We start from the raw sequence: 20,750 nt of genomic DNA, 5'->3' as shown, positions 1-20,750 counted from the left end.
AATAGTTTGGTTGTAAGGAACCACATTGGTATAAGGACTTTGTAAAATAGCGTCTGCAGCGTTTACAGGTCCTAACTCTGCTTGACCTAAAGTAGCAAAGTAGTAAATCTCTGCTGGAGGTAAGTTACCTGCAATTATGGTGTTCATTAAAGTTAAATCGAACTCAGTAGAAATTCCATCATTGTCAGGGTCACACATGGTAAGCGGCTCTGTTGGAGTAGTAGGTACTATGGCAGGTAGTACTTCTAAGTCCATAGTAGCTTGAGTGTTTACACAACCAGTAGTAGTGTCTTCTATTCTAATAAAAACAGTATCGTTATTGTTTACTACATGCGGATCGCTAATAGCATTGGTGTCGTTTTGAGCATCAGCTAAAGTAGGGTGATACGATATAGCATAGTTCGGGTTATTAGCAAAAGTAGCATCTTGATTGCTTAAATAGAAATCTGCTACACCATTGGTTAAATAGTTCTCACAAATAGAATAAGTATGTGTTAAAGTTAACGGTGTTGGATCTGGGTTTACAATAATTTCGAATTGAGTTATTGTATAACAAGAAGGCCAATCGTTGTTTTCTATTCTTACCCATACAGATTGAGTAGGAGAGTTGTAGTTGGCTAAGTCTCCTGTAATAGGGTTTACATCGTCTATAGCATCTTGTTCTGCTAAATGAAAAGTTAATGTAGCAGGTACTGGGTTTAAGTTTACTAAACCACCTAAAATGTTATTAGCGTGTTGTTGTAAGTCAAAAATCTCTAATCCGTTGTTGGTAGGGTCATCACAAGCTACTAAGTTAAGGTCTTCAGGTGTTGTTAAAGCCGAACTATAAATAGAGTGGATAAACAACTGGAAGGTAGTAGTTGTGTAACAAGAAGTATTGGCGTTGTTTTCTAAACGAACAAATACATCTGTTGTAAAAGCATTTACCTGAAAGTTATCTGGTAAAGCATTGGTGTTAGCATCTGCATCTGCTTGAGAAGGATGGTATGTTAGGGTATATAAAGCAGGATCTAAACCACCTAAAATAGTTGCATCTATGGTAGTTAAATCAAATACATGTGTTACATCGTTATCTTCATCACAAGCATGTAATAAAGGATCTGTTGCTAAAGGTGTTTGTGCAACGGGTACTATGGCAACATTTAATGTAATGCTAGTAAGGGCATAACAACTATTGTTAGTGTTATTGTCTACACGAATCCAGATAGTTTGCGGGGTTTGTGTGTTCGTAAAGTTAGTAGGGTTTGGTATAGGATTGGTATCGTTGTTTGCTTCTTGCTCGTCTGTATGATAAGTAACCGTGACATTGTTAGGGTTTTGACCGTTTAATACTTCTGTTTGTACTTGCGTAAGGTCGAAGTTTAGTTGCCCGTCTCCATCTAAATCACATTCGTAAATTTCTGATTGAGCTGGTTGCGTAGCAGTAGGAACAGTGTCTAATATTAAATTAAAAGAATCGGTACTGTAACAATTGTTATTATTGTTGTTATGTATACGAACAAAAATTTGTTGTGGATTCCCGTTATTGGTATGCGGACTCGTTAAGGGGTTTTGGTTGTTGTTGGCATCGTCTTGCGAGGCGTGATAACTAATGGTATACAAAGCAGGGTCTTGGCCACCTAAAACATCATCATCGTTATCGGTAAGCATAAACTGCGTTTCTATATTGTCGTTATCTACATCACACAAGCGCAAATCTTCTGTAGCTATTACATTTGGTATAGGATGGTGAACAATGGTTATAGATTCACTATCACTACAATCTGTTCCGTCAGGAAAAGTGAATGAGCCAGTAAGTGTGTATATTCCAGGTTGGTTAGTTGTTAAGGAAGGAGAGGTTTCTCCAGCGATGGGTCCATTAGCGTCAGACCATTGATAAGAAACTGGTAATTGAGTATTGTCATCCACTTCACCATTGATTTCAACAGTAGCTCCATCACAGGCATTAGCTTCACCATTAATTATTTGTAAGCCATCTACTTGTAAATCAATACCCAGTCCAAAACTACCACCTTTTAAGAATACTGCTGAATCTAACACAGAGTCACCTTGGTCGGCAATGACTAGTTTAATACGATAAGGGTTTCCAGCTGTAACATTAGCAATTGCAGTTAAAGTTACAGTTTGTCCACCATATACAATAGGAGAATTATTTCCATTATATTGGTCAAAATATATTTCATTAGCTGCTGTACAATTTCCAGGTACATCTGGGCGTACATTAGTACAAGTAACTGCAGTACTGCCAGTATCTGTTGTGGGCAAAGCAGCTATGTTTGTAACTGTTCCGGTAGTAAGGTCAGTCAGAATAAAAGCAAAAGCATCAGAAAAAGTACATTCAAAATTTCCGTTATATTCTTCTGATACGAAAATATATTCAAATGGGATTTGATTTTGAGGTGGGATAAAATCAAATTGTAAAAAAGATGCGTTATTGGTATTGGTTACACCAGCTACATTTTCTAAGTCAGTATCTCCATTCCAGCCGCCTTCTTGAGAGCTAGCTTCAGCAGTGCTAGGACCAGGAGCTTGCATAGCATTTCCTGTACTTAAAACAATACCGTTTTCAAAAGGAAAAGTAGATCCATTTTGTTCAAAGTATGCAATTCCGTTAATACCGTTTCCTGTATATGAAGATATGTTGGAAACATTAGAACAATCACCGCTAACAAAAATATCTTCAACTAATTGTTCATTTGTATAAGTAGTGTTGTCAGTCGTAATTACTGTTGGTGCTTGAGCTGAAACAAAAGAGCTGCACAAAACCACTAATAGGGTTAGAAAGTAATGGTTAAATTTCATAGAATAAAGGGTTAATATTTTTGGTTATATAACTTGTCTTAGTATATAACGGGCAGCAAGGTAAAAACCCTACCGACTAAATGCAAAAAAAACGGCTAAAAGTATAAAAAGTTGTTTTTTTGTTATAAAAATAACTTCTGCACCTGTAGTTGCGAAGGAGTGAGCAACGAAGCAATCTCACTCTGGATAGTTGATAGGTTATTGGTTAGTAGTTTTTTTATGAGGTTTTGTCTGAGTTACTATGAACTACTTCTTGGTTGACAACTGCCTTTAAGAATGGTGTGTTTTAATGCAAACCTCTAGATTTTAGCTCTAGGTACTTGTTAATAGTGTCTACAGATAGATTCTCTGGTTCGGTAAGTATGGTATGAATTCCGTATTTATTCAATTCGCTAACAATTTGTTTTTTTTCAAACAAAAACTTTTCTGCTACCACCTTATCGTACACTTCTTTTATGTTGTAAGCTTCTTTTTGTATAATATGTTTGAGTTCGGTATTTTTAAAGAACACCACCACTAATAAATGGTTTTTAGCAATGGCTCGTAAATAAGGTAATTGCCTATTTAAACCGTCTATAGTTTCAAAATTGGTATATAAAATAAGTAAACTGCGGTGAGTAATGTTTCGTTTTAAATCGGCATAGAGTCTGCTATAATCAGATTCAAAAAAGTTGGTTTTTATATTATACAGCGATTCTAGTAGTAAGCTCATTTGAGAGGTTCTTCTCTCTGCTACGACTACATTTTCTACTTTTTTAGAAAAAGCAAACATACCTGCTTTGTCTTGCTTCTTTAAAATAACATTGCTTACAACCAAAGTAGCATTAATGGCATAATCTAATAAAGAAAGTCCGTTAAAAGGCATTTGCATAACACGACCTTTGTCTATAATACTATATACAGCCTGCGATTTTTCGTCTTGATACTGGTTCACCATTAATTGGTTTCTTTTAGCGGTAGCTTTCCAGTTTAAGGTTCTCAAATCATCTCCTTGTATATATTCTTTTATTTGTTCGAATTCTAAAGAATGACCAATGCGTCTTATTTTTTTAATTCCGTAGCTAGAAAGGCTATTGGAAAAAGCAATTAAATCGAATTTTTTAAGTTGCATAAAAGACGGATAAGTCTTTACCATTTCCGGCTTGCTTAACGTGTAACGTTTTAAAATTAATTTTAAAGGAGATTGTACGTAAACATTGCAATGTCCAAAATGGTATTCGCCTCTTTGGGTAGGTCTTAAAGTATAAGGAACGGTGGCTTTACTCAGCTTGTTTATTTTTTTGGTAAGTTTAAAATCTCTTTTCTGAAACTGAAACGGAATCTCGTCTATAGTACTGGTAGTAATATGAAAAGGGTATTGGTTTTCGAGTTCTATAGACATGTGATTTGTATCGCCATTAGAAAATTTTTCGGGTGTAATACGTTTGGCTAAAACTCCTTCTTTTTTATTGTACAATAAGAGGGTATCTATAAAAACAAAAATACCTAAAGCTAAAAGTAAATATTTGGCTAAGTGAAATAAAACCTCCAAAAAGTGTCCCAATGCAAACAAACAAACTATACCTGTCAAACAGAAGAAGACCAAGCGGTTTATATAAAATGATTTGAATAGTTTTTTCACAGTTAATTAATTATAATACAGTTTAATATTTGAATTTATCCAATTAAATTTCATCTTTTTACTCAATACTTCAAAATAAAATAGAACCGTAGCTATGGCTACGCTTAGATTTTCTTTTTCGTCTTGAAAAAAAAATCTACAAATTTTCTTTTGAATAAGTTCAAGTATTAAGCTGTATAAATCCAAAATAAAAGTGGTTTCGTTTCTTTTTGAAGTAAGTTATCAAGTTCTTTCATTAAACTATTAGATACAGCTGGGCAGCCCCAACCTTCTGGTGTTCCGTTAGGGTAGGTTTCTGTATCGGCAACTTCTTTCCATGAATGTAAAACAATTACTCTCTTAAAAGCATTACTGTTGCTAGATTCTAAACCATGTAATTTGTAGTTTACATTAATTCCCCAGTTACTATAGCCTCTTTTTCCTATTTTATATTTTCCTAAAGAAGAACAATGACTGTCGGGTGTATTGCTAAACACTGGTTTTTCTTTGGTGTAATCTGCTCCCCAAGGTTCACTACAGCAACCGTGAGAACAAAGCCCTTGTTTAATAATTTTTTGCTCTTTAAAATCCCAAACAAACAATCTTTTCTTTCCAGAATGAATGCTCATATCTACTAAAATAGTGTAGTGAGTATTAAAGTTGTTCTTTTTAGCATATGCCAATGCTTCTAAGGCTTTAGTTTGAGTTCTTTTTTTTACAAGTAATAACTCAGCTAGTACCTTTTTTATAGAATCATTTTTTTTCTGAAGTAGGATAAAGTCTTGTTTTAGATTAAACTCTGTTTCATTATTAGGCACAGTAGATTTCTTGTTGGTGCAAGACCAACAAGTTACTAAGGTTAATATGAAAAATAAATATTTCATGTTTTAATTATTTTCTTTTTTTCATTGATAAAAAAAGAAACAAAAAAATCTAGCCTTCTGAATTTTTATTTAAATTTTTCGTTTGTAGTCTAAATTTTAAGAACTTATCCTCATAAATTCGGATTTTAAACAGCTTAAAATTGTCACGACAACTTCACCTCAAATTTTACAATAAACCTTCAAGATGGCGAGGTTTGATTTTCAACAACCAACAGATAATCTTAAAAACTTACCTAGGAATCTCTACAGATTCTACTAATTGTTCTATAATTTGTTGGCTGGTAATACCCTCCATTTCTCTTTCTGGAGTTACAATTACTCTGTGTTGTAAAACAGGAACGGTTACTTTTTTAATGTCTTCTGGTGTAACAAAATCTCTACCATTAATAGCTGCAAATGCCTTAGAAGCTTTTAAAATAGCAATACTAGCCCTTGGCGATGCTCCTAAATATAAGTAAGCGTTGCTTCTAGTATTAATAACAATATCTGCAATGTATTTAAGTAAGTTGTTCTCTACTTTTATTTGGTTAACCAAACTTCTAAACTCTTTAATTTCTGAAGCAGAAATAACCCCGTTTATTTGTTCTGTTTTTTTATTCCCTTCTAATTGATGTTCTCGCGAAATAATTTCTAACTCTTCTTCGGCATTTGGGTAATCTATAGTAATCTTAAACAAAAAACGGTCTAGTTGAGCCTCTGGTAAACGATATGTTCCTTCTTGTTCAACAGGGTTTTGAGTTGCTAAAACCAAGAAAGGCTCGTCCATTTTATAAGTATGTCCATCTATAGTGACTTGTTTTTCTTCCATAACCTCAAACAATGCAGCTTGAGTTTTAGCAGGAGCTCTGTTAATCTCATCAATTAAAATCATATTAGAGAAAATAGGACCCTTTTTAAATTCAAATTCCGATTTTTTCATATCGAAAACAGAGGTTCCTAAAATATCCGATGGCATTAAATCTGGAGTAAACTGTATTCTACTAAAACCAATATTCATACATCTAGAAAGTAGTTTAGCTGTAATGGTTTTAGCAACACCTGGGACCCCTTCAATTAATGAATGACCATCTGCTAGCAAAGAAGCTATTAGTAAGTCTACCATGTTTTTTTGTCCCACTAATACCTTGCCTAATTCTTGCTTAATTAAGTAAACACTTTCTTGAAGTTTGCTTAGATCTAATCTGGATTCAAACTGAAAGCTATTTCCGTTAGCCTCAGTTGTTTCTGTTTGCGGTGTGTTATTTTCTTCCATATTCTTTTTTTAAAATGGATTGTTCTTACTCGTATAATAAATAATAGTGCATACAACACTTAGTAGCAATAAAAAAATGCCATAAAAACGTGAGTTGCTACTAAATTTATATTGTTTGGTTTGATTTATTTTCTTCTTTCTAAAGGCAATGTATGAACCAGTAAAGATTCCTACCCATGTTAATGAAGGAATAAGCAATAATATTTTTAATAATAGAGGAACCGAGTGTTCAGGTATATTTCTTTTATGTAGCACTAAATAAATAGAAGGAATTATCATTAATGCAGCTACAATTAACATTGCTATTATTAAAGAAGCGCTTAAAACTGTATGTAAAGAAAATAAAGTCATCATTATTTACTTAAAAATTTCTCAATTAACTGGTTTAAACGCAACAAATCGTCTTCGGTACTTAAATGATTGTTATTTAAACGCATTATAGTGTTGATTAGTAGTTTGACTTCACCAATAGGTTTGCCTGATTTGGTGCTTAATTTCTCAATAAATTCTTGATTTAAGTTTTGAGTGTCTAAGTAATATTGAGTTCTAATTCTTTCTAAAAAGAATACAATTTTACGATGAATTATATCTTTATGATTGTTCTGTTGATAGTATAAATTGCCAATAGTATGAGTAAAATCTACTGTAGTGTTTTTTAACGGTTTAATGATAGGGATAATACGTTGTTTACGCCTTGCATTAAACAAAACAAATAAAACTAAACTTAATATGGCTAGTATAAATGCCCACCTAAGTTCTTTTTTAGATAAAAAATAACTTAATGAAGATTTTTTATTGTATTCATCGCTATCTTTTCTGTATCTAGCATGAGGGTCCCAAAAAAGTTTATCGTTAGGTAAGTACGATAATACATTTGCGGCGTATTGTTGATTATTCAGTACATGAAAATTGGTAAAACTAATAGGTTGGGTATGTAAATAAAAATAACCCTTATAATGTTTTACCTTTATAAAATTAGTTTGCTTTTCTCCATTAATAGTTTGATAACCTAGAACAGTAGACTTGCTAGAGTCGATTTTTGAAAAATGTGATTCTAAAATATTTTTTTTAAGTTTAAAAGTGTCTTCTAAATCTTTATTGGTAAAACTTAAAGTAGCCTTTGTGTTTTGAACTTGATTCACTAGTTGGTACCTAGTTACTTCATTATTTAAATCAAAACCTAAGGAATCTTTAAAAGTGTCGCTAAAAGCATTGGCAGCTATAAAGGCAGTGTTTCCGTGAGAAACAAAATTCAAAATTTCTTCAGAAGCTTCTTCGTCAATGGTAAACATATATCTGTCTATACAAACGTAATTACCAGAGGTTTTATACGTGTCCGTTTCATAATCATACTGGTCGTCAAAATAATCATACGGATTCTTTTTTAACTCAATTTTTTCTTGGTTAGGAAAAAGGGTTCCTAACTCTTCGTATAAAATATAAGTGCCAAATGGGTTTTTATCGTTGTTGCGATAAGTTACTCTCCAATCTGTTTTTTTCTTACCACAAGAAATAGCAGTTAGCAGGGTAAATACAATACAGGAAAATTTAAAGAATATGTTTTTAGTTATTTTCATACTAATTGATATCCTTTTTAAAGTTGATAAAAGAGTTTTGAATTTGGTTAAATTCATCATCTTCTAATTTAAATTCTCCATACCAAACATAATCGTATACATACGAAGTATAAGAAAATTGCTTTCTGATACTGTCTTTAGAAATTTCGAAAAGATAATCGGAGTTGGTTTTATCTTTATCGAGTTTAATTTGTTTTTTAAGATTTAATTCTTTTAATATAGTTAAGAAGTAGTAACGAACAGCCAACCTATACTCTTTGTTGTTAATAGCTTGTTGTAGTAACTCGTCTATATTAATATTTTCAATAAGCTCTTCGTTAGTTAAGTCGAGTTTTTCTATAGTTTTTTTAGGTGTTTTGCTAAAGACAGAAAATCCGTTTTGATCTAGAATTAATTTAATAATAATTAATACAGCTATAATAGCTATTACATAAAAACCCCATTGAAAAAGGAAATTAAGAATGCTAGTGAACCAAGAAAAGTCGGTTTTTGGCTTTGGTTTAGGTGCTTCAGGTTCAATGTAAATAAACTCACCTGAGTTGTATTTTTCTTTTAGTGGTTTTTTAAAACTTCTAGGAGTATCTATAGCAGTTTCTTCTTCATATTGAGAGAAACTCATTAAGAAGAAGAAACAAAAAAATATGAATATGTAAGGCTTTAAATTATATGTCACGACCTATTTCATCAATAGTGTTTTCTGATGATATGTTTTCTTTTTCTGCTTTAAGAGAGTAGAAGGTAATACCCATATTTAAATAAGTAACAATATTGGTAATTAATTGTATTAAAATACCTGCTAAAGACAGTATAACCATTGCGGTCCAATATTCTGCTCCAAAATTAATATCTGCACCATTCACTTCAGGTTGTGCTTGTAAGCCAAAACCTAATTGTAGACCTCCAGATATTACTTGTTGAACAATTCCCATAATAAGAATAACTAAAGCAACGCATCCTGAGGCATGCCAAAATTTACTTTTCTGAGTAATTAAGTCCCATGCATAACCAAAAGAACTAAAAAAGCGATTTTCTTTTTTTGTTAAATATTCATACATAGTAAATGTTATTAACATCATAAACATAGCAACTGGAATTAACCATCCAATAATGGTACAAGCTGTTAGTAGCACAGCTATTAACAAAGGAATTGAAAGTAAAATACTAAGAAAGAAAAGACCTATCATTCCTTTCAGGCTTTTAAAATAATGTTGTTTTAATGCGTCTATAAGTTCAGATGTAGTGAAGTTAATACCTCCTTTTTGTTCAAGTAATTTAAAGTAGATAGGTGTAAATGCATAGGTAACCGCACTAATTAAAACTGCAATTATAAAGATAAAAGCAAAAGATGCCGTTAATAATTGTATGTTTTCTTCTAGTAAAAATTTAAAGTCTCCACCAGCTTTAGCATCAAAACTAGGAAGCTCAAAAAACACACTTAGTAACGGAGTCATAGATAAAATCATTAACAAGGTAAGAACCCCATTAATAATTAAATAGTTTACAAAATAATGTTTTCCGTACTTTCCTAGAAACTTAAAGGTGTCAGAAAATAAATCGCCAAATTCACGTATTTTATATAATTGCATATTTGTTATGATAATGTATGGTTAGTAATTCGTTTGTATACTCTATGAGGGTAAATTAAGTAATAGTAAGTTATAAAACTCAAGCAGCTTAAAATGATACCGTAGCTTAAAAAATGTGGCATTACATTAGATAAACGCGTAATGTATCCTTCTAAAAATCCAGCTACAATAGTAAAAGGGATGGTGCTTAAAAAGATTTTAAAAGCATCTCTAATGCCAATTTTAAAAGCGTTCTTTCTAGATAAAGTTTTAGGAAAAAACATACTAGATGCAATAATAAAACCAGCTCCACATTCAATAATCATAGCGAAAATTTCGAATGAACCATGAATCCAGATTCCTCTAACACTTTCCCAAAAGGCATTTTCTTGATGAAAAAAATATTGAAATACTCCTACCATAATAGAATTTTCCATCATAATATACCCTGTACCTATACCGGCAGTTATACCAGATAAAAATAATAATGCTCCAACTTTTAGGTTGTTAAAGGTAATACCAATAAAGCTTCCCCAGGTACTACCACCTTTATAAACAGCTACTGCATCTCCATTTTTAATATTTTCTAGTGTCTGGTCTATATAGTGGTTGCCTAAAATTTGTCTGGCAAATTCTTGATTGTTAGCAGAAGAAAAAACACCAATAGCCGTAAACAAAGCAAAGAAAAGAAAAGCATAGTACAGTTGTTTTCTGTATTGATAAGCTGCCAATGGAACATCTTCTGTAAAGAATTTAACAAAAATATTTTTTGAAGTTCTTTTTGTTGTATAAATTTTTAAATAGCTCTGAGATGCTAAATGGTTTAAATAAGTAACCAATTTACTTTTTGGGTAATATGTTTGAGCATAAGATAAGTCATTCATTAAATGAATATAAAGATTGGCTAACTCATCAGGATTGTTTTGAATAACTTTACCTGTGATTGATTGCTCAAATCTCAACCATTTTTCTTTATTTTGTTTAATAAAGGCTACTTCTCTCATAAGAAGAGCTAATGTAATCATTTCAATAAAATGCTTCAAATAAATACTACTCAAAATGTGAAAATTAGTTTTGGTCTTGCCGATGTAGGATATCGCATTCTCGCATTTGGGTTAGACTTTATTATTTTGGTAGCTTATTTATTTGTGTTGTTTAATGTGTTTAATTTCGGAGCGCTTATAAATGCTTTTGGAGATAGTTGGTCTCAAACTGCTATGGCTACTTTAGGAATTCTACCGGTTGTTTTGTACACTTTGGTTTCTGAAATATTATTACAAGGGCAAACAGTAGGTAAGAAAATATTAAAGCTTAAGGTACTTAAAGTAGATGGTTTTCAGGCTGCACCAATAGATTTTATGATCAGATGGTTTTTTAGATCTGTTGAGATTTATGGATTACTTTTTTTCTCAGCAATTGCCTATGCAGCTGGTTTTTTCGAAACCTTATTTATTATTGGGATTACTCTAACCCCAATAGCTGCTTTTATAGTATTGGTTTCTGGCAAGCAAAATCAACGCTTTGGAGATATGGTTGCAGGAACTACAGTAGTTAGATTAAAAAACTCTATAAATATATCGCATACCATATTAGAAGAGATACAGTCTGATTATCAACCAACTTATCATGATGTAATTAAACTTTCTGATAATGATGCTCGTATTATTAAAGAAACTTTTTTAGCAGCGAAGAAAAACAAAGATTATGCTATTTTAATTAAGCTTCGTAAAAAAATTGAAGAGGTAACTGGAATAACTAATAATGAAAAAAATGACTTAATTTTCTTAGATAAAGTCATGAAAGATTACAATTATTTTACTCAAAACATGTAATGCTTTTTGATATTCTTGATATATTAGGAACCATAGCTTTTGCTATATCTGGTGTTTTAACAGCTTTACACAAGCGTTTAGATCCCTTTGGTGTGTTTATTATAGCCTTTGTTACTGCAGTAGGAGGAGGAACTTTAAGAGATGTGCTAATTGGTAATACCCCTGTTGGATGGATGTTAGATATGAAGTATTTGTATTGTATTGCTGGGGCTGTTGTTTTTGCATTACTTTTTAGAAAAAGACTAAGTTACTTAAGAACATCGTTGTTTTTATTTGACACTATAGGTTTAGGTGTTTTTGTTTTGGTTGGAATAGAAAAAGGCCTTAATATTGGTTTACATCCTATTATATGCATTGCTTTAGGAACTATGACTGCTTGCTTTGGAGGTGTTATACGTGATATTTTAAGTAATGAAATACCGGTTATTTTTAGAAAAGAAATATATGCTACTGCTTGTATTGCAGGTGGGGTGATGTTTTTCGGACTTCACTTATTAAATATGAACCAACAAGTCTTATACATAGCTACTGCTCTAACTATAGTTGTTATAAGATTGCTAGCAGTAAAGTATAAATTAGAACTGCCTTCTTTTTATAAAGATTAATTCAAATTATATATTTAATTCTTCTTCTACCTTATAGCGTTCTTGGTCTTTGCTATTTCGCAAAATTAATTCGCCTAAGAATCCAGCAATAAAAAACTGAGAACCAATAACCATGCTAACTAAAGAAATATAAAACTGTGGTCTTTGTGTAATAAGTCTACCAGTTTTGTTGATGAATAATTTGTCTACACCTAAATACAATGCAAATAAAAAACCAATAAGGAAAAGTAAACTACCTAAAGCACCAAATAAGTGCATAGGTCTTTTTCCGAATTTGGTTAAGAAAGATATGGTTAATAAATCTAAAAAACCGTTTATAAATCTATCCATTCCAAACTTAGTTGTTCCATATTTACGAGCCTGGTGTTGAACTACTTTTTCGTCTATTTTTTTAAAGCCTGCATTTTTAGCTAAAACAGGAATGTATCGGTGCATTTCACCATAAACATCAATATTTTTAACAACCTCGTTTTTATAAGCTTTTAAACCACAGTTAAAATCATGTAGTTTTAAGCCAGATGTTTTACGAGCACACCAATTGAATAATTTAGAAGGGATGTTTTTGGCTAAAACAGAATCGTAACGTTTCTTTTTCCATCCAGATATTAAATCGAAATTTTGTTTCTGAATTAAATCATATAACTCAGGAATTTCATCGGGATTATCTTGTAAATCGGCATCCATTGTAATAACAACATCTCCTTTAGCCTTTGCAAAACCTAAATGTAAGGCTTGAGATTTTCCGTAATTACGTAAAAATTTCAAACCTTTTACATTTTTGTCTTTCTGAGAAAGCTCAGTAATAATATTCCAAGATTTATCTGTAGAACCATCGTCAATAAACAATATTTCATAAGAAAAGTTATTCGTTTGCATAACTTTGGCTATCCAAGTATGCAATTCTGGCAACGATTCGGCTTCATTAAGAAGCGGGATAACTACAGATATATTCATTGTTATAGTTCGTCTAATTCTTTATAAGGTTTTTCTCCTTTCATTATAACAGAAGCTATTAATGAGTATACAAAACCAAAAAATGCACTTAATAAAATCCAAAAACCACTACCAACTAGCGGGTTAGACATTTTTCTAGTAATGGTTAGGGTTTGTTCGATTTGAGCATCGTCCATACCAGCTTCAATTAACTTAGTTTCTGTTAATTCAACCATTTTATCAATAAAAGTAGGATCTATAACATAGGTAAATAGTAAATGGTAAATAACATATACTAGGGCACTAATAGCAGCTATACCCATTCCTGTTTTTAAACCTTGTGCTAATAAAAGTTCTCCAGAATTAAGTGTTTTAAATTTTTTAATACCTAAAATAATAAATACAGGAAAAATAATATAATAAATATAATTAGGCCATTGTTCTCCTTTAAGCATTATTCCAGTAGCGTAAGAAGTTACATTAATAGCTATTAAAATTAAGCCTAAAATAACTCCGTAATTTAGAATGATGTTTTTTGAATGATTGATTTTATTTTCCATAAGTTGACTAGTTTTGGATAATAAGTAAGCAAATATAGGAATTCGTTACACAAACTAGTGGTAAAAAATAATTTTAAACTTATCTTGTTGGTAATGAATAAAAAGTGGTATATTTGCAGCTCGAAAATGTAAAGTGGTTGCGTGTAACCGCGTAACTGTTACCACTCTTTGCTTTTTCATTTAATTGAAAATTAATAAGTTATTAAAATATAATACGATGAAACAAGGTTTACATCCAGAAAATTACAGAATGGTAGCATTCAAAGATATGTCTAACGATGATGTATTTTTAACTAAGTCTACTGTAGATACTAAAGAAACTTTAGAAGTTGACGGAGTTGAATATCCATTATTCAAATTAGAAATTTCTAGAACATCTCACCCTTTCTACACTGGTAAGTCTAAGTTAGTAGATACAGCTGGACGTATTGACAAGTTCAAGAACAAATACGCAAAATTCAAAAAGTAATTTTGAATTGACCCTAATACAAGAGCCTTCGAGAAATCGAAGGCTTTTTTGTTTGGCAAGCATGTTAGAAAGTTTAACTTTGAAAATGAAACTATTCCTTCTCCTTAGCGAGAGAATTAAAAAGAGAAGATTATCTCTTCAGTTTCTTTAACCTTTGAATTAGCCAATATGAATTATATTCTTTTTGACGGAACTGTTAGAAAACAGTTATTACCATTTACTTATACTAGACCTGTAGCCGATATTAGAGTTGGAATTTTAACCATTCGAGAAAAATGGGAAAAAGCTCTGGGATTTACTACATCTACAATTACAGAAGAGTATTTGTCTGATAAATACCCAATGGTAGAAATGGAGCAAAATATTATGCTGAATGCCTCTTTCTTACCTAATTTAGAATTGGTAGCTATGGTAAAAAGTTTATCAGAGAATCAAGCTATCTTTTATCAAGAAGATGTAATAGCATTTTATACAACTGATGAACAAGAAGAAGTTGATTTTGATATCTATGATATTATTGAATATGAAGGAGAGTTCATAAGAATAGAAAATACATGGGATATATTTTCTAAAAATGCAGAAGCTATTAAGGCAGATTTTGACTTGTTAACTAAGGATAAAGTGTCGCAACCAATTCCAGAGGGGGTACAATGTTTAGGGAGGGAGCAAATTTTTATTGAAAAAGGTGCTCAAGTATTGTTTTCTACATTAAACGCTACAGACGGACCTATTTATATAGGCAAAGAAGCCACTATAATGGAGTCGTGCTCTGTTCGTGGACCATTTGCCTTATGTAACAATGCTACTCTAAAAATGGGAGCTAAAATATATGGGGGAACTACTATTGGCCCTCATAGTAAAGTAGGAGGAGAGGTAAACAACTCGGTGATATTTGGTTATTCTAATAAAGGACATGATGGTTTCTTAGGAAACTCTGTTTTAGGAGAATGGTGTAATATTGGAGCCGATTCTAATAATTCTAACCTTAAAAACAATTATGCAGAGGTACGTCTTTGGAGCTACGAAACAGAAGGATTTGCTAGAACTGGATTGCAATTTTGTGGTTTAATGATGGGAGATCATTCTAAATGCGGAATTAATACCATGTTTAACACAGGCACCGTAGTAGGAGTATCTGCTAATATATTTGGAGGCGGATTTCCTAGAAACTTTATACCTAGCTATAGCTGGGGAGGAAGTAGCGGATTTACTGCCTACTTAACTAAAAAAGCTTTTGAAGTAGCTAAGGTTGTTATGTCTCGTAGAAACATTGAATTTACAGAACAAGATGCTGCTATTTTAAAGCATGTATTTGAAGAGACCAAGCAGTTTAGAAAAGAATAATAAAATATTTATTTATAAATAGTATCTAGGAGAGTAAATGGTCTTTGCTCTCCTATTTTTATTTCTCGACTAAAGGATTCTGTTGCATTTGTAGGACTGGCATGTGAATTAACAATATCTATGTCTAATTTAAAAGAAGAATTTTCTTTGTCTTTAATTTCAAAAGAATATACATCATATAAATTTTCTTTTTTTATAACTGGAATAGTTTTAGAATTATCACCACTTATGTTTTTTAGATAAATAAAGTTATAATCATACCTGTTAGGAAAGTGTCGTATAATTTCTGAATTAACAATAAACTTAACAATAGAATCGTTTTTTCTAATAACTTTAATACTGCTATTTGGTAATTCATAAGCTCCGCAACTTCTAGAAGTATTAAGTAATTGGTAAAATTCCAATTCAAACTTTTTAATTTTTAGAATTATAATTTGCTTATGAGTTTCAATGTCCAATTCATTTTCAGATGGTTCAAGTGTTTTTATTTTTCTTTTAAGCATGCTTATCAGATGCTTGTTTTTTTGGGTTTTTAAAATATGTTTTTTAAACATGTTTATACTATGCCTTATTTCATCTTCATTATTAAGCTCTAGAATTTTTGTTTCTAAATTTTTAACATGGTGATTAAATTTTTTAGCTAGAGAATCAATAATTCCATACTGCTCAGGGAATTCATCCTGTTCATGTTTTATTGAATATAAATTATTAACAATTTGTTCTTTAGTTTGTTTTAGATCAATATTTAATTGTTTAATTAACTCATCTTTATATACATTCTTTTTTTTCACAAGAACATAATCCAATGACAGTAATTAATAAGAGTAGTTTTTTCATACTGTTAAAACGATAAGTAAGTTTTATATATTGTGTTTATCTATCGCATTGCGATTAAAACTGAAAGTAAATAAACGGCTGGAAGTCTGAAGCATAAGTTTGATAGCACAATACACCAGTTATAACAGCAGCAATTACTTTTAAGATAAAATGACTTTTTATAAATAGCGTCTCAATTTTATCTTTTAAGCTATAAGATAACCAATGGGTTATATAACCTGCTAACATTACCCAGAATACTAATTGGTACTCTTGTAAAACTGCTAAAGCATTAGTTAGGTCCATATTATTAGCTATTTGGTAGTATTGCTTGCTAATATGTTCCATACTGTTTCCTCTAAAATACACTCTGGTAAAAGTTATGAAGAGGAATGTAATGGCAATTTTCCAGATTAAACTAAGTTTAGAATTGCTATTTTCATAGGGACTAATGCGTCTCCAGTATTTATAAATTAGTATACCGATACCGTTTAAACCTCCCCAAATAACAAATTTCCAACTTGCCCCATGCCATAAACCACCAATTAACATGGTTAGTAAAATATTAATGTTAGTGGTAAAGTGTTTATTAATATTAGGGAAAAGTAAAGTGAGAAGTAAACCTAGTATAATAATCCCTATTGCAATAAAAACAAAGGTGTAGCTTTTCATGGCTAGTAAGAGCCAAAAAATAAATAAAGAACACAAAACATAAGTAGCTATAGAACCAGTTCTATTACCACCTAAAGGGATATATAAATAATCTTTTAACCAAGTAGATAAAGATATATGCCAACGCTTCCAGAAGTTACCACAACTAGTTGCTTTATAAGGAGAATCGAAGTTCTTAGGTAAAGTAAAACCCATTAACAGAGCAATACCTATAGCTATGTCTGTATACCCAGAAAAGTCTCCATAAATCTGTAAAGAGTAACCAAATAAAGCCATAATATTGGTGAAACCTGAGAACATTTCTGGAGCATCAAAAACTCGATCTAAAAAGTTAGCTGCTATAAAATCGGCAAAGATCATTTTTTTTATCAAACCTTTTAAAATCATAAATACAGCTCTACCAAAATCTTGCTTACTAATACTAATTTCTTGTTTTATCTGTGGTATGAATTCGGATGCTCTTACAATAGGACCGGCTACTAACTGAGGAAAAAAGCTAACAAAGAAACCAAAGTCTATAATAGAGTTAATAGGTTTTAATTGCTTCCTATAAATATCGATACAATAGCTAATGGTTTGAAAAGTGTAAAAAGAGATTCCAACGGGTAAGACTATACTATCTACGGTAAAGTAGTCTACACCTGCCAAATTATTGGTCCATAAGGCTAGGTGGTTGATTACCTTATAATCGGTGCCAGCTAAGCTGTTATAAGAATCAGTAAAAAAATAGGCGTATTTAAAATAGCACAGTGTTCCAAGGTTAATTAGTACACTAGTAGCGACTAAAAATTGTTGTTTGAGCTTCGATTTACTATTGTAAATAGCCTTACCTAAAAAGAAATCGTTGATGGTACTAAAAATTAGAATACCAATAAACAGTCCACTTGTTTTGTAGTAAAACAATAAACTGATTAAGAATATATAAAGACTTCTTAAATACTTTTTATTATAAATTAGTGCATAGATAAAATATACGGCTGCAAAGAATATCCAGAAATCTGCTTGTGTAAAGATTAACGGTTCTTCTTCAGAAAAGGCAAATATGTTATACAATCTATCCAATACTATTTTTTAAATAAGTTTAAATATTCGTTAGTTATAACATTATCTTCTTCTTCCCAAGCTTCAACTAATGCTTTTAATAGTAAATCTGCTTTTATGCTATAGCCAAGTCTTGTAAAATGAATTCGGTCTCTAGGCATTAGCTTGTTTTTATACCATTTTTGAGATGACCCTAAACCTCCCATAATTTCATAGAAATCCCATACCCCCATTTTATACTTATCGGCAAGCTTGTATATAACTTCAGCAGCTATTTGAGTATTTGGGTTGGCATATTTTCTTTTGTAATACGAATCATTTGGTACAGTTAATAGGATAGCACAGTTAGGGTTAGCTCTTTGAATTAACTGAATAAAACCTTCGTAATGATTTTTATATGCTTCAGCGTCAAAGTCTGTTGTATAAGTATCGTTGGTTCCCACAGAAATAATGAATAAATCTGGTTGGTAGGTTAATAACTGATCTTCAAAATAATTACATCTGTTATAATAAGCAAAACTAGCTCCGTTAACACCAATAGAAGTGTATTCTACTCCAGTATTATCATTCATTAATTCCACTCCCATTAATAAAAACTCTGAATTGGAGTCGAAATTCAATCGTTCAATACAAATATCTGTTTCATCAATAGTTTTATTCAACTTGAATTCAATATAGTTTCTAGAATGGTTAATACTCGTTGAACTTACTAAAGAGTCATTTACTAATTTCACTAGATAACCTTCATTCCAAGTATTGTAAAAAACGCGAAGTTTATTAAAGTTGTAGGTGTTTTTAGAATAGTTTCTAAAATTAGCTTTTACATTTATATGAGCTATTGAGTCAGTAAACTTTGCAGTAACACCAGCCATTCCCCAACTAGTAGTATCGGGTCTTGAGCATCTGTAACCAACCCAATTATCTTCAGAAGTTATTCTATAATTAAGCGGATTGTTAGTTTTAGCTAATTTATAAGGAAAAACAAACCCTCTTTGTCCTTTAGCCTCAGGAACAAAATGTTGTAAATAATGTCTTAGTTTATTGGAGTAAAAATCTGCCTGAATATGTGAACCTCCGATATGAAAAACATGTAAGTCTTCTTTTTCTTGGTTTTTTATAGCGTTTAGTTTTTTAAAAAGAGCTTTAAAGGCGGGAGAATCTTGACTGAATTTAATTTGATTTTTTTGATATTCTATAAAAGGATAAATAGATTGAATACTGTCTAAAATATAGTTTTGACTAGAAACTCTAGCAAAGCAAAATAAAATTAATATATACAGGAGTAATTTATTCATTAATGTTCTTTTTTTGAAGATCTAGATAAAGTGATATAAAGAACAACTCAGATATGTACTTGGTTCCTTTTGGAGTAAAATGGACATAGTCTTTACCAGCTAGGTTTTTTTCTACCCAAAGTTCCATGGCCCCATTACCTCCCATAGCATTAAACATATCCCAATAAGCTACATTATTTTCTAAACAAGATGCTTTTAGTTGTTGATTTAAATAAGGAAGTAGCTCGTAGGTAACCATTTTTCCGTTTTTACTGGTGCATAAGTCAGTTGGTCCGATAAAAAGAAATTGTAAGTTCGATTTTAAACTACGTATTCTATTAACTTGCCATCTGATGTTTTTGGTGTACTTATCTACAGCTAGAGAATCTTTTAAATATGGCACTACATTACCTCCAAATTGCATGATAATAATTTTAGGATCTAACTCCTTTAACATGTTTTTGTAGGTAGTTTTATTGTTTCTAGTAAAATGGTTGCCAGAAGCCCCCCTCATGGCTACATTATCTATCTGTATTCCAGATTTTCCGTCAAGTGTTAATCCGTAAAAATCAGGACTAGAAGTACTTTCTAATTCAATTTTTATTTCTTTAGCATTAAGTGATCTGTTTATAGTATAAGCATGATAATTTCCGTCAGTACTTAAAGAATCTTGTAGCACAAGTTCATCATCCCTAAAAACTTTTATAGATGTAGGTTTAGTGCAATTTCCATAGTGTAAAGAAATTTTCGAGTAGTTTCTAAATTTTCTATAAGTAATCCTTGAAGGCGATATGCTAATGGTTGCTTTTGTAGTTGATGAGCTATCTGTACTAATAGAATCTTTTTCTAAACTATTAAATCTAGATACCGATAAAAAAGCTCCGTATTTTTTATGAGAAAACTTTTGTTGAGTAGGATCGAATAAAGGATGCCTTGTCCAGTTGTTACTATGTTTTACAACCGCACTAATTTGATGATAAGCTTGTTTTATTGGAATGAATCCTGGGCCAGAACCTCCATATAATTTTTGAAGCCTATTCCTTAAGTAACCAGTTATGCGATCTCCTTCTAATTGCGAATCTCCGTAATGAATAATTCTACATTTGTTAGATTGTATTTTTTGTTTTAACTCGCTTAAAAAAGTATTATTAGGGTAGGCTATTCTTTGTATAGTTGTTGAGTCAATTTTGCTAATATCTGGTAGTACTACTTTTTCTTTTTTATCGGTAAAAATAGATTGGTATTTAAGTAAGGTATCAGAAGCTTTGTCTTTTTCAACTTCTATAGGTTCTATTTGTTTGGTTACTTGCTCTAATACTAAAATAGGTTTTTCATCACTAACAGAATCTGTAGGTTCTTGTTGAAGTAGCGTAGCAGTAGTTGGATATTTTACAGTAGTATTTGCTACATGAAATCCTTCAGTGTCAGTAGTAGATTTAGTACTTAAAAAGCTTAGCCCAAATAATAGTCCTAATACAAGGAATAAAAATAAAGATATATGAAGGGGCTTAATTTTCAAGTAGT

Annotated in this window: 19 protein-coding genes; 4 read left to right on the top strand and 15 right to left on the bottom strand. The window is 31.3% G+C overall.

Going from position 1 to position 20,750, the window contains the following annotated elements; genetic code table 11:
* From ACFQ1O_RS03115 to ACFQ1O_RS03075, 9 genes are all read right to left on the bottom strand, one after another.
* The coding region (locus ACFQ1O_RS03115; protein WP_377713204.1) for a choice-of-anchor L domain-containing protein at window positions 1-2,802 on the bottom strand (2,802 nt) is incomplete at its 3' end.
* 286 nt (window positions 2,803-3,088) lie between these two features.
* Window positions 3,089-4,423, bottom strand: a complete 1,335-nt coding sequence (locus tag ACFQ1O_RS03110) for a DUF58 domain-containing protein (protein WP_377713201.1) — start codon at window positions 4,421-4,423, stop codon at window positions 3,089-3,091.
* A 167-nt stretch (window positions 4,424-4,590) separates the two neighbouring features.
* On the bottom strand, window positions 4,591-5,286 hold the full coding sequence (locus tag ACFQ1O_RS03105) for a murein L,D-transpeptidase catalytic domain-containing protein (RefSeq protein ID WP_377713199.1): 696 nt from the start codon (window positions 5,284-5,286) through the stop codon (window positions 4,591-4,593).
* Window positions 5,287-5,515: 229 nt separating this feature from the next.
* The gene (locus ACFQ1O_RS03100) at window positions 5,516-6,538 is read right to left on the bottom strand and encodes an AAA family ATPase (RefSeq protein ID WP_377713197.1); all 1,023 of its coding nucleotides are present in this window, start codon (window positions 6,536-6,538) and stop codon (window positions 5,516-5,518) included.
* Window positions 6,539-6,547: 9 nt separating this feature from the next.
* Window positions 6,548-6,892, bottom strand: coding sequence for a hypothetical protein (locus ACFQ1O_RS03095; RefSeq protein WP_377713195.1), 345 nt, complete (start codon window positions 6,890-6,892; stop codon window positions 6,548-6,550).
* The gene (locus tag ACFQ1O_RS03090; protein ID WP_377713193.1) at window positions 6,892-8,115 is read right to left on the bottom strand and encodes a hypothetical protein; all 1,224 of its coding nucleotides are present in this window, start codon (window positions 8,113-8,115) and stop codon (window positions 6,892-6,894) included. The genes ACFQ1O_RS03095 and ACFQ1O_RS03090 overlap by 1 nt, the downstream gene beginning before the upstream one ends.
* Before the next feature lies 1 nt (window position 8,116).
* Window positions 8,117-8,734: a hypothetical protein gene (locus ACFQ1O_RS03085; RefSeq protein WP_377713191.1), complete on the bottom strand. Its 618-nt coding sequence runs from the start codon at window positions 8,732-8,734 to the stop codon at window positions 8,117-8,119.
* Between the two features lie 43 nt (window positions 8,735-8,777).
* The gene (locus ACFQ1O_RS03080; RefSeq protein ID WP_377713189.1) at window positions 8,778-9,701 is read right to left on the bottom strand and encodes a hypothetical protein; all 924 of its coding nucleotides are present in this window, start codon (window positions 9,699-9,701) and stop codon (window positions 8,778-8,780) included.
* 5 nt (window positions 9,702-9,706) lie between these two features.
* Window positions 9,707-10,684 carry a stage II sporulation protein M gene (locus tag ACFQ1O_RS03075; RefSeq protein ID WP_377713187.1) on the bottom strand — a complete coding sequence of 326 codons (978 nt, stop codon included), beginning with the start codon at window positions 10,682-10,684 and terminating at the stop codon, window positions 9,707-9,709.
* Between the two features lie 30 nt (window positions 10,685-10,714).
* Between ACFQ1O_RS03075 and ACFQ1O_RS03070 the strand changes: the two genes are divergently transcribed.
* On the top strand, window positions 10,715-11,512 hold the full coding sequence (locus tag ACFQ1O_RS03070; protein ID WP_377713185.1) for an RDD family protein: 798 nt from the start codon (window positions 10,715-10,717) through the stop codon (window positions 11,510-11,512).
* Entirely contained in the window at window positions 11,512-12,117 is a 606-nt protein-coding gene (locus ACFQ1O_RS03065; protein WP_377713183.1) for a trimeric intracellular cation channel family protein, read from the top strand. Before ACFQ1O_RS03070 ends, ACFQ1O_RS03065 begins: the two co-directional genes overlap by 1 nt.
* Window positions 12,118-12,123: 6 nt before the next feature.
* On the opposite strand, the gene ACFQ1O_RS03060 is transcribed toward ACFQ1O_RS03065, so the two are convergent.
* Window positions 12,124-13,071: a glycosyltransferase family 2 protein gene (locus tag ACFQ1O_RS03060; RefSeq protein WP_377713181.1), complete on the bottom strand. Its 948-nt coding sequence runs from the start codon at window positions 13,069-13,071 to the stop codon at window positions 12,124-12,126.
* Window positions 13,072-13,073: 2 nt separating this feature from the next.
* Window positions 13,074-13,610 carry a DUF4199 domain-containing protein gene (locus ACFQ1O_RS03055; RefSeq protein WP_377713179.1) on the bottom strand — a complete coding sequence of 179 codons (537 nt, stop codon included), beginning with the start codon at window positions 13,608-13,610 and terminating at the stop codon, window positions 13,074-13,076.
* A gap of 217 nt (window positions 13,611-13,827) precedes the next feature.
* Here ACFQ1O_RS03055 and ACFQ1O_RS03050 point away from each other — a divergent pair, with 217 nt between their 5' ends.
* Together ACFQ1O_RS03050 and ACFQ1O_RS03045 are read left to right on the top strand one after the other, a co-directional pair.
* Window positions 13,828-14,079, top strand: coding sequence for a type B 50S ribosomal protein L31 (locus tag ACFQ1O_RS03050; RefSeq protein WP_377713177.1), 252 nt, complete (start codon window positions 13,828-13,830; stop codon window positions 14,077-14,079).
* A 168-nt stretch (window positions 14,080-14,247) separates the two neighbouring features.
* Complete coding sequence (locus ACFQ1O_RS03045; RefSeq protein WP_377713175.1) at window positions 14,248-15,423, top strand: GlmU family protein; 1,176 nt, start codon at window positions 14,248-14,250, stop codon at window positions 15,421-15,423.
* An 8-nt stretch (window positions 15,424-15,431) separates the two neighbouring features.
* Here the strand turns inward: ACFQ1O_RS03045 and ACFQ1O_RS03040 are convergent, their stop codons facing one another.
* The 4 genes from ACFQ1O_RS03040 to ACFQ1O_RS03025 form a co-directional block, all read right to left on the bottom strand.
* Window positions 15,432-16,214 (bottom strand): hypothetical protein, encoded by a 783-nt coding sequence (locus ACFQ1O_RS03040; protein ID WP_377713173.1) that lies wholly within the window; start codon window positions 16,212-16,214, stop codon window positions 15,432-15,434.
* 100 nt (window positions 16,215-16,314) lie between these two features.
* Window positions 16,315-17,973 (bottom strand): MBOAT family O-acyltransferase, encoded by a 1,659-nt coding sequence (locus ACFQ1O_RS03035; protein ID WP_377713171.1) that lies wholly within the window; start codon window positions 17,971-17,973, stop codon window positions 16,315-16,317.
* A 2-nt stretch (window positions 17,974-17,975) separates the two neighbouring features.
* Complete coding sequence (locus tag ACFQ1O_RS03030; RefSeq protein ID WP_377713169.1) at window positions 17,976-19,247, bottom strand: GDSL-type esterase/lipase family protein; 1,272 nt, start codon at window positions 19,245-19,247, stop codon at window positions 17,976-17,978.
* Window positions 19,240-20,745 carry a GDSL-type esterase/lipase family protein gene (locus ACFQ1O_RS03025; protein WP_377713167.1) on the bottom strand — a complete coding sequence of 502 codons (1,506 nt, stop codon included), beginning with the start codon at window positions 20,743-20,745 and terminating at the stop codon, window positions 19,240-19,242. Before ACFQ1O_RS03025 ends, ACFQ1O_RS03030 begins: the two co-directional genes overlap by 8 nt.
* Window positions 20,746-20,750 lie beyond the last annotated feature (5 nt).

This window comes from Pseudofulvibacter geojedonensis, assembly GCF_042675745.1.
GTDB classification, from domain to species: Bacteria; Bacteroidota; Bacteroidia; order Flavobacteriales; family Flavobacteriaceae; genus Pseudofulvibacter; species Pseudofulvibacter geojedonensis.
The sequence above is the reverse complement of the archived record's forward strand: the minus strand, read 5'-3'. Positions and strand labels throughout refer to the sequence as shown.